We start from the raw sequence: 13,651 nt of genomic DNA, 5'->3' as shown, positions 1-13,651 counted from the left end.
TCATGAAAAAGAAAATATTAATTACCGGCGCCAAGGGGTTCTTTGGCACCCGATTTATCCAGCGCTACCAGCACGAGTTCGATATCTTGGGGTTGGATGTCGAGCAGCTTGATATTACCGACAAACCTGAGGTTGATAGCACTTTTGCCCAGTTTAAACCTGATTACGTTATCCATGCTGCAGCCATTGCCGTGACCGATTTCTGTAATAAGCACCCTGATGTCGCCCACAAGGTGAATGTCGGTGGGGCGATCAATGTTGCTAACGCCTGCAAAGCGCAGGGTGCCAAGCTGGTCTTTATTTCCACCGAACAGATCTTCAACGGTAACCCGGAAGCTGGCCCTTATACCGAGCAAGATACGCCGGTGCCAGATACTGTCTACGGCCAGAACAAGCTAGAAGCCGAGCACGAGCTGAAATCGATTCTGGATGAGATGTGGGTGTTACGTTTTACCTGGCTGTTTGGCCTGCCGGAGCGTCATACCAGTATTAACCCCAACGTGCTTTGGAATGCGATGCAGGCGCTGACCAATGGCGAGGTGATGCAGGAGCGACGCAATGAATTTCGCGGCTTAACCTATGTACATGAGCTGATTGAGCAGTTCCCCAAAATCTTCACCATTCCTTATGGCACCTACCATACCGGGGCGCACAACCCGGCCAGCCGTTACGACATTGCTGAGCATATCCTTAGCGAACTTGGCCAGACAGCCCGCTTGGCTGAGCTACTCGAGGCCAATGATGCCCCTAAGACCCGGGATGTCAGGCTAGATACCAGCAAGCTTGCCGCGCAGGGCGTTACGTTTACCGAGAGCAAATTGGCGATTTCCAAGTGCCTCAGAGAATTTCACTTTATTAAATAATGAGACAGCACCTGAACCATGGCGAATAGGTCAGGTGCTGAATAGGAGTTTTACCATGATTTATATGCTAGATACTGCAGACATTAACGCTATCAAAAAAGCGGTCGACTTGTACCCGTTGGCAGGGGTAACAACCAACCCTTCAATCATCGCCAAGGAGAACCGCCCGCTCAAAGCGATATTGCTAGACATCCGTGAGGTGATTGGCCAAGAGCGTATGCTACATGCCCAGGTGATGGGCAAAGATGCCGAGACTATGCTCAAAGAAGCACAGGCTTTGCGGGCGATAGACCCAGACATTATCGTCAAGGTTCCGGTAACCCCGCAGGGGATCAAAGCAATGAAGTTGATCCATGCCGAAGGGATCCGGATCACGGCTACTGCTATCTTGACGCCACAGCAAGCGCTTATGGCGGCAGTGGCAGGCGCAGAGTTTTTGGCACCATACGTCAACCGGCTAGACAATATCTGTGGCGACGGTGTGGCCGTGGCTGCTGAAATGGCGCAGCTAATTGAAAACTATAACCTAGATGCCAAAGTGCTGGGCGCCTCTTTCAAAAATGTCCAGCAGGTACACCAGTTAGCCCTTTCAGGTATCCAGTCGGTGACTATTGCCCCAGAGGTATTTGATTTGCTTCTTGTCCATCCGTTAACAGACTCTGGCGTTGCCGGTTTTGTTTCTGATTGGGAAGGTGTCTACGGCGAAGGAACCAACGTACTGGATATCCTTTAATGTGACCTAGAGCACGCCCACAACATATTCAGTCAGGATAAAACTGACCAAGATTAATAATGGCTAAGCTTATTGAGATTACACTCACTATGCTTGGTCATTTTTTTGATGTAGGGAATATGGAAATTGTTGGGGTTACCGCTTGCATCAGCGGAGTAGCGCACACCTATATGGCAGCAGAAGCGCTTGAGAAAATTTGCAAGAAAGCCGGATATAAAGTCACGGTGGAAACCCAGGGGGCCCTGGGTAGTGAAAACCAGCTGGACGAGGCTCAGATACAGTCGGCAGATGTGGCTGTTATCATCTCGGATATCAATATCGAAGGGGCTGAACGGTTCGAGCATTGCCGGGTTGTCCGTTGCTCTATTTCCCACTTTCTGCGAAGCACTGACGCGGTGATGCAGGCGATCACCAAAGTCCGCCAGGCCCCCCGTGGCGCTGAGATAAAAATCTAGCCATCAACATGCGCACTGAGGTATTGCGTGCGGTACTCGGAGGGAGAGCGTTCGGTCTGAGCCCTGAATACCCGGCAAAAATAATTGCTGTCCTTGAACCCACAACGGTGCGCCACCTCTTTGACCTTCATATCGTATTTCACCAGTAGGAATTTCGCCCGTTCCAGCCGAATATGGTTTAGGTATTCGTTGAACTTAATGTGCCCTTCTTTTTGGAATAATTGCGAGAGGTAGTTGGGAGAGACATAAAAATGTTCTGCGACTGATTCTCGGGTAAGTGGCTCGTGATAATGCTGTTCGAGGTAATCACGGACTGATTCAAACAACGCATGGCTTTTTGAGGGTGTTTCAAGGGGCTGCTCAATTAAATCGACAATATGGCTGAACAATGAACTTATCAATAATTTCATTGTGGCTTGCGATTCAATTTGTTTAGTCAGTTCATCCAAGGCATTGAGGATAAAGGTACCCACCCTCGGCCCGCGGCGAAGCACCGTTTCTTTGATGGCGGAGTCATATTTTTCCCCGTCCCAGCTCAATAAGCTCAGGCCAAAACTTTGTTTGCCAACCATCACTGTCAGGGTCACAACCGGCTTGTTCCAGCTCGGTTGATTCCAGCTTTCGGCAGGTAGGTAAATCACATCCCCCTGATGGAATACGTGTCTTTGTTCAACACCGGTTTGGCTGCCTAGCTCCATCTCTATCTCGCCGGCAAGCACCATTTCGATGCGGGGAAAATGAACCTGGTATGCCAGTTGGGGCGGCTCGGGCAGGGTGCCGGCATAATAGACATTTCCCAGTGACATACTTTCATCTTTGTAGTGATTAAGCGCCTGAAGTAAGTAAGGTTTGTCTAGCATAATAGCCACTGGGGTAAGTGCGAATACGGGTTATTTTACGCGATTAAGCCGCATCAAATCCATATATACCCATACCTAATCTTGAGTTTGTGAGTCAGGCATGAATCGTATCTCCTACTTGCGGTGTTCACATATTTTTTTACTGCATACATACGTCCAGTTTAAATAACACCTGTGCTATTTCAGCATTAATTTTCGGTTGTTATGTTGTTTCTCAGAGACCCGTTTTTTATTCCAGCAAGTGCGCTTGCTGCAACAAGTTTATTTCGAAATTAGGAGGCAACATGCTGACAACCACCATTTTCCCTGGGCGCTATGTGCAAGGCAAAGATGCCCGTCAACAGTTGGGTGCAGAGCTAGCGCGTTTTGGCCAAAAAGGCTTGGTGATCTGCGATCCATTTGTACACGACACGCTGATGGGGGAGTTTGAACCTTACCTTGATGGTGTTCAGGTTGAGATCGTGAAGTTCACCGGTGAATGCTGTGATGAGGAGATTGCCCGTTTGGTCAGTTTGCTCCGGGGCTTCGGTGGGGAATTTGTGGTAGGCCTAGGCGGAGGGAAAACCATCGATACCGCCAAGGCGACTGCTTTTGAGGCCAAAGTGCCTGTGGCGGTGGTGCCAACCCTTGCGGCCAGTGATGCCCCATGTAGTGCCCTTTCTGTTATTTATACTCAGGAAGGTGAGTTCAAACGCTATCTGCTGCTGCCGCAAAACCCCAACTTGGTACTTGTCGATACCCAGATAATTGCAAAAGCCCCGGTTCGCCTATTGGTGGCAGGTATGGGGGATGCGTTGGCGACGTGGTTTGAGGCTGAGTCGTGCCAGCAGAGCTTTGCGGCGAACATGACAGGTAACTTAGGTTCGGTGTCGGCCTACGCCCTGGCACGCTTGTGCTACGACACCTTATTGCAATATGGCGCGATGGCCAAGGTTGCCAACGAGCAAAACGTTGTAACGCCAGCGCTTGAGCGCGTAGTGGAAGCGAATACCCTGCTCAGTGGCCTAGGTTTTGAAAGTGGTGGCCTTGCTGCGTCGCATGCTATCCATAATGGTTTGACGGTGCTGGAGCCGACCCACGGTTTCTTGCATGGTGAGAAAGTTGCATTTGGCGTATTGGCATCCCTGTTCTTGACAGACAAGCCAGTGGAGACGATTGCAACGGTTTATACGTTCTGTGAAAGCGTAGGCCTGCCAACAACGTTGAGCCAGATCGGTTTGGCTGATGTCACCGATGCGGAGTTGATGGCCGTTGCTGAGGCCGCTTGTGCTGAGGGCGAGACCATCCATAACGAACCGCGCCCAGTCAATGCTGAAAGTGTCTTTGCGGCCATGAAGGCAGCAGATGCGGAAGGTTGCCGTCGCCTAGCTTAACGGCCTGTTTGCTATTAATTGATATGAGGAGAAGAGCCTTGGCTAATGTTCCGTTCAAAGGCTTGTTGTTTGATTTAGATGGCACCTTGGTGGATTCTATTCCTGCCGTGACCCGGGCATGGTCACAGTGGGCGCAAATCAAAGGTCTAGACCCCGAACATGTCTTGTCTGTGATTCATGGTCGTCCGGCGATGGAGTCGATATCCGAACTGCTGGAGGATGCCTCGCAGGCTGAAGTTGTGCGGGAGTTCCAATGGCTGGAAGACTACGAGTCGACAGATACCAAAGGCACTAAGGCACTTCCTGGTTCAGTGGCCCTGCTTAATGCGCTAAATGAAAAGCAGGTTCCCTGGGCGATTGTGACCTCCGGCACCTTGCCGGTGGCCAATGCCCGGATCAAAGCGGCTGGGTTGCCCTTGCCCAAAGTGTTGGTGACACCGGAGAAGCTCACCAATGGCAAGCCCCATCCCGAACCGTATTTGACGGGAGCAAAAGAGCTTGGGTTGAGTGCTGATCAGTGTATTTGCTTTGAAGATACTCAGGCTGGCTTACTGTCTGGAAAATCGGCCAATGCGGTGGCTATTGGGATCCTCAGCCATGCAAGCAAAGCAGAACTGCCTGCTGCTGACTATCATATACGCTCAATGGCGGAGCTGGAGTTAGATATCAGCCCAACCAAAATGATGCTTCATTGTTGAGTGATATCTGAGGCAAGCTTGAGTTAGCAAAATAACCCCACAGGCAAACAAGCCTGTGGGGTTATTACTTTTTATCGCTTACGCCAATGCTGGTGCTTGTTCTGTCTGGTATCGAGATAGTAACCAGTTATCGACACCCAAGCGGCCCGCCCCTGAAACCAGCAGCGAGACCGACATCGCCAGCAGGGCCAAGCCAAACTCGTATCCGCCATTGGACATGAACAGACCGTTATCCAAGTGCACGGTAACAATGGCAACCAGCATGGTAACGGCCAGTACCAGCGCCGTTGGCCGGGTGAGAAGGCCTAGCAGGATGAATAAACCGCCGAAGAATTCCGCGCCGCCTGCCATCAATGCCATTAGAAATCCTGGCTCCAGGCCGATTGATGCCATCCACTTGCCTGTCCCTTCAAGACCGTAGCCGCCGAACCAGCCAAATAGTTTCTGGGCGCCGTGAGCTATAAAAATGATCCCTGCCGGTACTCGCAGGGCTAGAGGGGCGAAGCTGGCTGGCGATGATAGTGTTTTGTTGATTAATGTGTTCATGATGCTGTCCTCGAATCTGTCGGCAAACCCTAGTGTCGGGTAACTGTACTGTGTTGTTGGGTACAGAATAGGCAGCTTCGGTTGAGAACAACATCAGGCTAACTTGAGCTTATCGTTCAAAAAATTCGAATGAACTAACTGGTAAAGTCTTAACTTCAAGCAATATGTTGTTGTTAAAACTTAAAATTTATTCCCAGTAAGTAGTGGTTGCTACTAAAATTATGCGGCAGCTCTATGCGCTGGTACTCCACACTAATGCCAAAATGCTGGCCGAGGGCGAGTTCGGTGCCTAGGGCAATATACGGAGAGAACCCACGTTCGGTTCTGGTATGCCAGTTATCCTTGCTCTTGCGGGTATCGGGATTGCGGGTATCAAGGTCGACTGCAGCGTAGTTAATGCCGCCACGGGCATAGACGTTGGTAAAGCGTGTTAGCGGATATTCCGCTTTAATTCCCAATAACCCGCCGTTATAGCTTGAAATGGACTGGGTTAGGCCAAGCGAGCCGATGTAGCTCAGGCCGCCGCTGTTGGCAAAGTAGCCGGTGTCGAGCGAGAAGTAACGGTTGAAGTGGTAGTTGTAGCCAAGCTCGAAAGTGAAGCCGGCATCACCGTCAGTGTGGCTATTGTTAGACATGCCTCCCCCACCCAAACGCAACCCCATTTCGTGGGTAATCGGTTGGCTGCTGGCGTAGCTGCTGAGCGGGCAGAGTAGAAGAAGGGCTGGGATCAGGTTTTTCATAAAATACACCGTTTTATTATTTTGCAGCGGATATTATCGATTGGATAATGTCAGCTCAATAACCCAGTACAAAGCCATACATTGTCGTTAGAGGCATAGATGTCAGAGGCATGGCTGTGATTCTATCTATCTGTTTTTTTTATAGGTAGCAATCATCTGTAATGGGAGCGGTGAATAGGTTTGGCTTGCATTGATATCCGACCAGTCTCAATTATGGGAGATGAACTAAAATTAATGTAGTCGTGCCAGTTTTGGTTAAGGAAACTGTGGCTATGATGAATGCAGATACAATGTTTACCTGTATCTACTTGCTAGAATTTGACTCGCTAATTGTGTCTTGTTTTGGACACTCGCAAATTTCGCTCAGCCTCGGCTGGGCATTTTTATTTCTGCCTTTCCACTTTTTACTAGGTTGCTGCGGCTGAGCTTTATCTCTGCTCTACTTATTGCTGATTGCCTTACGGGTAAAGCCTTGGACGAGCAATCAGGTCGATACTGATTGGAGTTGCTGGTGGGCATGGAGAAAGCAGGTAGAAATGGTTTCTACCGTATGCGCGTTCTGCCCTTGGGCATAGATAAGATTGAAGGTCAGGCGCTCGTTTAGGGTAAAGGTGTCGTGGAAAGGCTCTGACGGTAACACCTGCTGGGTCTGGCCGAATTTGTGCAGTGACTCTGGCAACAATGCGATGGCCAGGCCGTTATATACGGCTTCGGCAATATTATCGAGAACTGGGCTAGTAAAGACGATTTCATAACGGATGTCGGCATTTTCTAGTGTCGCAAGTGTCAGATCGCGGATCAGGCAATCGCCGTCGAAGAGGGCTATAGGCACGGGTTGATCTGGGCTTAATGCAAGCTTGGGCGACTTCACCCAGTTGATCGACTCACTCCACAGCGGCATGCCATCTCTGATCCCTGGCTCCCCGGCAACAATGGCAATATCGACGGTACCAGCTTGGCGCTTTTTCCTCAGGTGCCGGCTTCTGTCACAGACCACTTTAGCAGCCAAATTGGGCATTTTCGCTTTCAATAGCGGCATAAAGTGGCGGGTAAAGTCGGCGGCATAGTCGGTGGGGATCCCGAAGGTTAGTTGGCCTGAGATATCTTTGCCGCTCAGAGCGGCAAGGGTGTTGCTGCTGAGGGCCAGCATCTGCTGGCTGCGGCTGAGCAGGACTTTCCCGGCATCGGTCAGGGCAACGCCCCGATGGCTGCGGACGAGCAGTTCGCACCCCGTTAGCTCCTGCAGGCGCTTCATCTGCATGCTGACAGCACCGCTGGAGCGGTACACCCGCTCAGCGGCAAGCTTAATCTCGCCGGTTTCTGCGACAGCAACAAAGGTTCTCAACAACTCTAGATCTAGCAGCGTGTCCATTTCAATGTCTTCTCTGTGGAGAGTAAAGGTAGGCCACTTTGTAGCAGGGAAACGGCCTGAGAAACATTATAGATTTAGAGTTACTAAATCTATAGGTTAATTTTATTCGTTTGGTTAAATCGACTAGCCCTATTATTGTTTGAATCAAATATTTCTTGGGCCAAATATTCTTTGGATCAAAGCCAAAGGCGTTCTGAACGATGTGGGAGAAACTGTAATGACAACTTCATTGCCAAAGACGATGAAAGGCGTGGTGCTAACCGGGCATGGTGGCTTAGATAAACTGGAACTGCGTAACGATTTAGCGTTACCTGAGCTGGCCGAGAACGAAGTGCTGATCAAGGTCGGTGCCTGCGCGGTGAATAACACCGATATCAATACCCGGATTGGCTGGTACTCCAAGCAAGTGACGGCTGACACCAATGCCGGTGGTTCTGGCGGTTTTGACACTATCGATGATCAGGATGCCAGTTGGTCAGGGATCCCGCTTACCTTTCCTCGCATCCAGGGCGCAGATGTTGCCGGCCATATTGTGGCGGTAGGCGATCAGGTTGACCCGTCCCGTATCGGTGAAAGGGTGATGGTCCGTGCCATGCAGCAGCACCCGCACACAGATGAATCTTTCCGTTGCATCACTTTCGGCTCTGAGTGCGATGGCGGTTTTGCCCAGTACACCAAGGCATTGGCTGGTGAAGCATTTACTGTCAACAGCACCATGACTGACGTCGAACTGGCTTCATTTCCTTGTGCTTTCTCAACGGCGGAAAACATGGTTGATCGTGCCAACGTTAAAGCCGGTGATGTGGTGTTGGTGACCGGTGCCTCTGGTGGTGTTGGGGCAGCAGCCGTGCAACTTTCTAAGCGCCGTGGTGCCAGTGTTATTGCAGTGTGCGGTGCTGACAAGCATCAGCAAGTACTTGAGATGGGCGCTGACCGCACCATTGCCCGTGGCGATAGCTTGATAGAGTCGCTTGGCACTATGGCTGTTGATGTGGTGCTTGATCTGGTCGCTGGCGAGCAATGGCCGGAGCTGCCGGAGGTGCTGCGTCGTGGCGGCCGCTATGCGGTAGCTGGCGCAATCGGTGGTCCACTGACCGAGCTAGACGTGCGAACTTTGTACCTCAAAGATCTGAGCTTCTTTGGCTGTACTTACCAGCAGCGCCATGTGTTTGAAAACTTGGTGAGCTACATTGAAGCCGGTGAAATCAAGCCAGTCGTTTCCAACACTTATCCATTGGAGCAAATCCACCAGACACAGGAAGACTTCCTCGCCAAGAAGTTTGTCGGCAAGTTGGTGCTGGTACCAGAGCATTAATCAAGGGCTTGCCATTAAGTAATATTTAAAATGTATCTTTATGATGTGTGGTGGTATAACATGCATTTGAAAGTTTTGTTTTTGAGTGACTTGTCACCCGCATCATAAGGAAGTTACAAAATGAGCGAAAAAATGACGTTTGCGATTATCTTTTCAGCAGCTATTTCTCTATCGATGGTCGCGCCACTGCTTATCCTCGCCTAATACAGCTTAATTGCCGCTGCTGGCATTTGTTAGCAGCGGCCGTTCTATTGGCCTCACTGCTTAAAGCCGTCATTATTATTGATTCATTGCCAAATCTTTCATCGATATCAAAAGCCTATCACCCTGTGCCATAATTACCCTCTGCGGAATTTCGGTTATATTTAAGACAATTTCTAGTTTGGATATTCATAGATGAACAACCACAAACGGATGCGTGCCTTATTGGGCGTTTCAATGGTGCTGGTTTTGAGTGCCTGCAGTGCCAATAACTATGTTGAGGCATACGCCGCAGCAAATGATTGGCAATCTTTAGGCGAGCAAGATGCGCGCAAAGGCCACCGGGTGAGGGATCTCTCTTCGTTGGTAAGTGGGGATTTGTTTGCCGCGCAGCAAAAATATTCTGTTGGCTATGAAATGGGCCGTGCCGAATACTGCGATGTCAATAAGGCATGGAACTTGGGTAATTCAGGTCAAAGCTATTTCGGTATTTGTGATGGCATGCCCGATGGCAATGAATTCAGAAGGCAATATCAGTTTGGCTACGATGAATTCGTATTGGAGATGGAGCGAGAGAGCTCAACAGATGGATTTGGTTTTGGGTATTAACCCAATGTAACCGCTGATCAAGGCCTATTACTTTTAAAAGCCTTTAACAGACATAGCAAGAATGTTTGTTGAAGGTTTTTTTGTGCCTTTTGTTTGGGCTTAAGTTAAGACAAGTCAATGAAAGCAGCTAAAGCGTAACTGTATGCGCTTCTAGTATAAAAACTATTTGCCCACACCACTGATTTTATGAAAAATACTGCTCAGCAGTTCAGGCATCAAATGCATCAGGGGAGGGGATAGATGAAGTGGAGCAAAGATGGGGAAGAGCCGGATTACCGCTTTACCTTAGCCAACGAGCGGACATTCCTTGCTTGGATTCGCACGGCGTTGGCGTTTCTCGCGGCAGCGATAGCACTTGATCAGCTCACTCCGGATTTTGCCAACCCTGAAGTCAGGTTATTCCTCTCCGTATCCTTTGCCTTGGTATCGGCGTACCTTTCTATTCTTGCCTACCGCCGTTGGCGACGTAATGAGATGGCGATGCGCCGCAGCAAGCCCTTGCCCTATACCCGCCACCTCAAGGTGATGAGTGTGATCATGATGGGGCTGGTGATGACCATCGTTGTATTGATCATGAAGTTGGTTTAATGGCTAAAAACAGATGACTGATAAACAGATGGCCGACCATTTTGACCCGGTTTCTCCAGAGCCGAACGAGCGTAATCGCGATATCGGGCTCCAACCGGAGCGCACGTTCTTGTCGTGGTCGAGGACAATCTTGGTGCTGTTTCTCCACACCGCCGTGCTGGTGAAAATCGGTTGGAGTAAAGAAGCCCCAGTACTCTTTGTGACCGCTGGGGTGTTGGCAGTGATATCGTTCGCTTTGCTGATTCTGGTTGAACTGCGGCGTGTGGATTACCGTTATTCCCTTCCCTTGCTCAACCTGCGCAGTATCGGCATGAATCTGTTTTTTTCCACTGCTGTCGCGCTCTCAGCAATCAGCTATGTGCTGGTCATGTTGGGCGTGGTTTAATCCATAGCGTTAGATCAGCTGTTTCAGCTTAGCCAGCCCATAGGCTTCACGCTGTTGGCATCAGTGATGGTATTGTCAATAATCATCGCTTCGAATTCCTTCAAGCTAACTAGATCCCGCTATAGCCACTTTGGCGTTGTACTTTTCTTCCCGGACCGTCATCCATTTATTCTGGTAAACGACTTACTATCGAGTGTGGTGATTTCTTTCATGGCAGCCAAACTATCCTTTTGTCGCAGAATAAATAACTTATACCCAAGTTACCTCAAGGTACATAACGGTTTTATAATTTGAACTATTGACCTGTCTACAGCTTCATAGTTTAAGGTGGCGACTTTATTGCATAGGGCTTGGTCATGTATCGGATTTCAGAATTAGCAGAGCAAGTGGGGCTGTCGCGCTCTACCTTGCTGTATTACGAGAAGCTCGGCTTGATTGCCGGTAAGCGGCTCGGCAACGGTTACCGCAGCTATAGCGAACAGGATCTCCAACGCTTAAAACTGTTGCAACAGTTACAGGCTGGTGGGTTGACGCTTAAGGAGTGCCAGGCCTGCCTTGAGGCCAAGGTTGACCGAGAACTACTGCTAAACCGCATGCACCAGCTTGATGAAGAGATTGCCCATAAACAACAGTCTCGGGATCTGCTGGCTGCGATGCTGGGTGAGTCGGAATTGACGGCTTGGCACCAGTCACTTGAGCAGACGGCCCCTGATGCACATTTGGATTGGTTAATGAAACAGGGCTTTGATGAGAAGCAAGCCTTGAGACTGAAGTGGTTATCAAAAGACATGAATACACACGAACAATACATGGCAGATTTCAATACGATCTTTGAAAGCTTGGACCGTTGGGGGCCGGGTTTAGAGGCCGAGACCATCAAAGCCTTCAACCTGCTGCCATCCGTCCCCCAATCAATATTGGAGATCGGTTGCGGTCAGGGCATTGCAACCACGGTGTTGGCGCATCAGTCCGATGCGATGATCACTGCGGTCGACAATCATGAAGACGCCCTTAGCAGGCTGCAAGAACGCGCTGCTGAAGCGGGTGTTGAAGATAAAGTCGTTACCCAGTGCACCAGCATGACCGACCTGCAATTTAGCGATAATCACTTCGATGTGATCTGGGCCGAGGGCTGCGCCTATATTATGGGGGTCAACAACGCCCTCAAACAGTGGCGGCGTTTATTGAAAGACGAAGGTGTGTTGGTACTGAGCGATTTGGTGTGGCATAGCGACAACCCAAGCTCTGAAAGGCTGGCATTCTGGAATAAAGAATACCCGGACATGACCACAGTTGAAGAACGCATCAAACAGGCGCAGGCTGCGGGCTACCAAGTGCTTGAGAGCTTTACCCTGAGCGACGAGGCATGGCAGGCGTATTTCTTGCCGCTCCAGCAGCGGGTTAATGAGCTCAAAGAGAGCATGGCAGGGTCACAGGCGATTAAAGATCTCCAGACCGAATTGGATATCTATCACCAGGGCTTCGAGCAGTTCGGCTATCAGGTGTTTATCTTGCAGAAAAGATAACGAGTCGGCTTTCCGTAGAGTTGCAACTCAAAGTATAAAGCCCCAGCTGTTTTATGTTGAGGCTTTTATGTATTCATTGTCTCGTTCTAAAATAGCTTGATGGGTATTGACCATCAAGATTTAGTCGCTGCAACCAGATTCGATTAGCTCTCGTTGCCAAAGTTGCAGTGGATGAAGCAAGCGGCTCCAGAGATCAGAGTAGCGAGTGAAAAAATAACAAATCCCATACGTTTCTCCCTTCAGGCTCATAAGTCAAATAACTTCAAAACATGACTTATCAGTACCACGGGTGATGGGGTGGGAACATCATTTTTAATAGATTTATCATCAATCATTCGTCCTTGCTCACAGAACACGATATTTTACACTAATTTTAGTAGCGATATCTGTCTCTTAGTGGCGGTTTGTTTTGACTATGGGCGGGTAGGTGAAATAAACCTACACCTGTTAATACTTTGATGACCCACTGGTGCGTCACGTCATTGCCCAAGCTTGTTTACCATCTCAAACGCTACCTTCACCGCCTCTTCTATCAACAAACTATCCGGGGTCGTGATATACGAAACGGTAAAGGTGAGAGGGTTGGGGGTCCAATCGGAATCAATAATTGTCAGACGACCGTCTTCGAGCTGCTCCTTTATGACCTCTTTGGGCAAGGTCGCAACCCCGACCCCGCTTTCGACCAGTTTCACACTAGCAGACAGAGCACTAACCGAATAGTACTGGACCTGATGGATTTTTTGCTCGGTAAAGTGGCGGTGTATTTCGTAGTAGGGCACGGTATTTCTGGCGTAGGTAATGATTGGCCAGCGAGTAAAGGCGTGGGTTGAGCTCGTTGCATCTAACCCAAGCTCTGGGCTGGCGACCCAATAAAGTGGATACTCGCAAATTACATGGTTGATGACGGCAGGCTCGGAGACAGGGCCAAGTAGAATAGCAATATCGATATTATGAGCTAACAACTCTTTATTGAGGTTCACCGTCGCATCAACAATCAGTTCGACTTCGACATCCGGGTATTTTTCATTAATCGAAGCGAGAAACTGAGGTAACCAAGTGTGCACCACCGTTTCTGATACACCGATTCGCAGTAGGCCAGAGAGCGCACTGGTTGCATCGGCTTTGTAGCAAAGTTGGGCGGTACTGTTGAGGATATTTTCCGCTAGGGGCAATAACTCCCGCCCTTTGGCAGTAAGGCTAACTGTCCCTTTATCACGATTGAACAGTGTGGTGTTTAGGCTATGTTCGAGGTTGCTGATACGGGTGGAAATAGCAGGTTGAGTTGTGCACAGGTGCTCGGCTGCTAGACGAAAGCTACCTAGGTTAGCTATCCATACAAAGGTTTCCAGCTGTTTTAGATTCAGCATGAGATCAGCCCCTCATTCCT

Annotated in this window: 15 protein-coding genes; 10 read left to right on the top strand and 5 right to left on the bottom strand. The window is 49.5% G+C overall.

The features are described 5' to 3' along the window. Positions 1-2 precede the first annotated feature (2 nt). From R2X38_RS12270 to R2X38_RS12260, 3 genes are all read left to right on the top strand, one after another. Positions 3-863, top strand: a complete 861-nt coding sequence (locus R2X38_RS12270) for an SDR family oxidoreductase (RefSeq protein WP_317522526.1) — start codon at positions 3-5, stop codon at positions 861-863. Between the two features lie 55 nt (positions 864-918). Further along, complete coding sequence (locus tag R2X38_RS12265; RefSeq protein WP_317522525.1) at positions 919-1,596, top strand: transaldolase family protein; 678 nt, start codon at positions 919-921, stop codon at positions 1,594-1,596. A gap of 119 nt (positions 1,597-1,715) precedes the next feature. Further along, positions 1,716-2,051, top strand: coding sequence for a PTS fructose transporter subunit IIB (locus tag R2X38_RS12260; protein ID WP_317522797.1), 336 nt, complete (start codon positions 1,716-1,718; stop codon positions 2,049-2,051). On the opposite strand, the gene R2X38_RS12255 is transcribed toward R2X38_RS12260, so the two are convergent. Next, positions 2,048-2,911: an AraC family transcriptional regulator gene (locus R2X38_RS12255; RefSeq protein WP_317522524.1), complete on the bottom strand. Its 864-nt coding sequence runs from the start codon at positions 2,909-2,911 to the stop codon at positions 2,048-2,050. The two genes, R2X38_RS12260 and R2X38_RS12255, sit on opposite strands and share 4 nt — an antisense overlap. Before the next feature lie 284 nt (positions 2,912-3,195). Between R2X38_RS12255 and R2X38_RS12250 the strand changes: the two genes are divergently transcribed. Further along, on the top strand, positions 3,196-4,284 hold the full coding sequence (locus R2X38_RS12250; RefSeq protein ID WP_317522523.1) for a glycerol dehydrogenase: 1,089 nt from the start codon (positions 3,196-3,198) through the stop codon (positions 4,282-4,284). A gap of 38 nt (positions 4,285-4,322) precedes the next feature. Further along, entirely contained in the window at positions 4,323-4,982 is a 660-nt protein-coding gene (locus R2X38_RS12245; RefSeq protein WP_317522522.1) for an HAD-IA family hydrolase, read from the top strand. A 78-nt stretch (positions 4,983-5,060) separates the two neighbouring features. Here the strand turns inward: R2X38_RS12245 and R2X38_RS12240 are convergent, their stop codons facing one another. The 3 genes from R2X38_RS12240 to R2X38_RS12230 form a co-directional block, all read right to left on the bottom strand. Then, positions 5,061-5,528, bottom strand: a complete 468-nt coding sequence (locus tag R2X38_RS12240; protein ID WP_317522521.1) for a DoxX family protein — start codon at positions 5,526-5,528, stop codon at positions 5,061-5,063. A 173-nt stretch (positions 5,529-5,701) separates the two neighbouring features. Further along, complete coding sequence (locus R2X38_RS12235) at positions 5,702-6,268, bottom strand: porin family protein (RefSeq protein WP_317522520.1); 567 nt, start codon at positions 6,266-6,268, stop codon at positions 5,702-5,704. A gap of 484 nt (positions 6,269-6,752) precedes the next feature. After that, positions 6,753-7,640, bottom strand: coding sequence for a LysR family transcriptional regulator (locus R2X38_RS12230; protein ID WP_317522519.1), 888 nt, complete (start codon positions 7,638-7,640; stop codon positions 6,753-6,755). A 217-nt stretch (positions 7,641-7,857) separates the two neighbouring features. Between R2X38_RS12230 and R2X38_RS12225 the strand changes: the two genes are divergently transcribed. The 5 genes from R2X38_RS12225 to R2X38_RS12205 all read left to right on the top strand — a co-directional run bounded on the left by R2X38_RS12225 (position 7,858) and on the right by R2X38_RS12205 (position 12,264). Continuing rightward, positions 7,858-8,955 carry an alcohol dehydrogenase family protein gene (locus R2X38_RS12225; RefSeq protein WP_317522518.1) on the top strand — a complete coding sequence of 366 codons (1,098 nt, stop codon included), beginning with the start codon at positions 7,858-7,860 and terminating at the stop codon, positions 8,953-8,955. A gap of 396 nt (positions 8,956-9,351) precedes the next feature. After that, entirely contained in the window at positions 9,352-9,765 is a 414-nt protein-coding gene (locus R2X38_RS12220) for a DUF2799 domain-containing protein (RefSeq protein ID WP_317522517.1), read from the top strand. A gap of 240 nt (positions 9,766-10,005) precedes the next feature. Next, entirely contained in the window at positions 10,006-10,353 is a 348-nt protein-coding gene (locus R2X38_RS12215) for a YidH family protein (protein WP_317522516.1), read from the top strand. Between the two features lie 13 nt (positions 10,354-10,366). Next, positions 10,367-10,738, top strand: a complete 372-nt coding sequence (locus R2X38_RS12210) for a DUF202 domain-containing protein (RefSeq protein ID WP_317522515.1) — start codon at positions 10,367-10,369, stop codon at positions 10,736-10,738. 356 nt (positions 10,739-11,094) lie between these two features. After that, the gene (locus tag R2X38_RS12205; protein WP_317522514.1) at positions 11,095-12,264 is read left to right on the top strand and encodes a MerR family transcriptional regulator; all 1,170 of its coding nucleotides are present in this window, start codon (positions 11,095-11,097) and stop codon (positions 12,262-12,264) included. Positions 12,265-12,743: 479 nt separating this feature from the next. Here the strand turns inward: R2X38_RS12205 and R2X38_RS12200 are convergent, their stop codons facing one another. Continuing rightward, on the bottom strand, positions 12,744-13,631 hold the full coding sequence (locus R2X38_RS12200; protein WP_317522513.1) for a LysR family transcriptional regulator: 888 nt from the start codon (positions 13,629-13,631) through the stop codon (positions 12,744-12,746). Positions 13,632-13,651: the final 20 nt, after the last annotated feature.

Source organism: Photobacterium rosenbergii, assembly GCF_033022775.1.
GTDB classification, from domain to species: Bacteria; Pseudomonadota; Gammaproteobacteria; order Enterobacterales; family Vibrionaceae; genus Photobacterium; species Photobacterium rosenbergii_A.
This window is presented reverse-complemented; position numbering and strand designations above follow the sequence as displayed.

Excerpts from the sequence above, each read along its gene's own strand:
- R2X38_RS12270 (WP_317522526.1), top strand. The coding sequence starts at position 3 with ATGAAAAAGAAAATATTAATTACCGGCGCCAAGGGGTTCTTTGGCACC.
- R2X38_RS12265 (WP_317522525.1), top strand. The coding sequence starts at position 919 with ATGATTTATATGCTAGATACTGCAGACATTAACGCTATCAAAAAAGCG.
- R2X38_RS12260 (WP_317522797.1), top strand. The coding sequence starts at position 1,716 with ATGGAAATTGTTGGGGTTACCGCTTGCATCAGCGGAGTAGCGCACACC.
- R2X38_RS12255 (WP_317522524.1), bottom strand. The coding sequence starts at position 2,911 with ATGCTAGACAAACCTTACTTACTTCAGGCGCTTAATCACTACAAAGAT.
- R2X38_RS12250 (WP_317522523.1), top strand. The coding sequence starts at position 3,196 with ATGCTGACAACCACCATTTTCCCTGGGCGCTATGTGCAAGGCAAAGAT.
- R2X38_RS12240 (WP_317522521.1), bottom strand. The coding sequence starts at position 5,528 with ATGAACACATTAATCAACAAAACACTATCATCGCCAGCCAGCTTCGCC.
- R2X38_RS12235 (WP_317522520.1), bottom strand. The coding sequence starts at position 6,268 with ATGAAAAACCTGATCCCAGCCCTTCTTCTACTCTGCCCGCTCAGCAGC.
- R2X38_RS12230 (WP_317522519.1), bottom strand. The coding sequence starts at position 7,640 with ATGGACACGCTGCTAGATCTAGAGTTGTTGAGAACCTTTGTTGCTGTC.
- R2X38_RS12225 (WP_317522518.1), top strand. The coding sequence starts at position 7,858 with ATGACAACTTCATTGCCAAAGACGATGAAAGGCGTGGTGCTAACCGGG.
- R2X38_RS12220 (WP_317522517.1), top strand. The coding sequence starts at position 9,352 with ATGAACAACCACAAACGGATGCGTGCCTTATTGGGCGTTTCAATGGTG.
- R2X38_RS12215 (WP_317522516.1), top strand. The coding sequence starts at position 10,006 with ATGAAGTGGAGCAAAGATGGGGAAGAGCCGGATTACCGCTTTACCTTA.
- R2X38_RS12210 (WP_317522515.1), top strand. The coding sequence starts at position 10,367 with ATGACTGATAAACAGATGGCCGACCATTTTGACCCGGTTTCTCCAGAG.
- R2X38_RS12205 (WP_317522514.1), top strand. The coding sequence starts at position 11,095 with ATGTATCGGATTTCAGAATTAGCAGAGCAAGTGGGGCTGTCGCGCTCT.
- R2X38_RS12200 (WP_317522513.1), bottom strand. The coding sequence starts at position 13,631 with ATGCTGAATCTAAAACAGCTGGAAACCTTTGTATGGATAGCTAACCTA.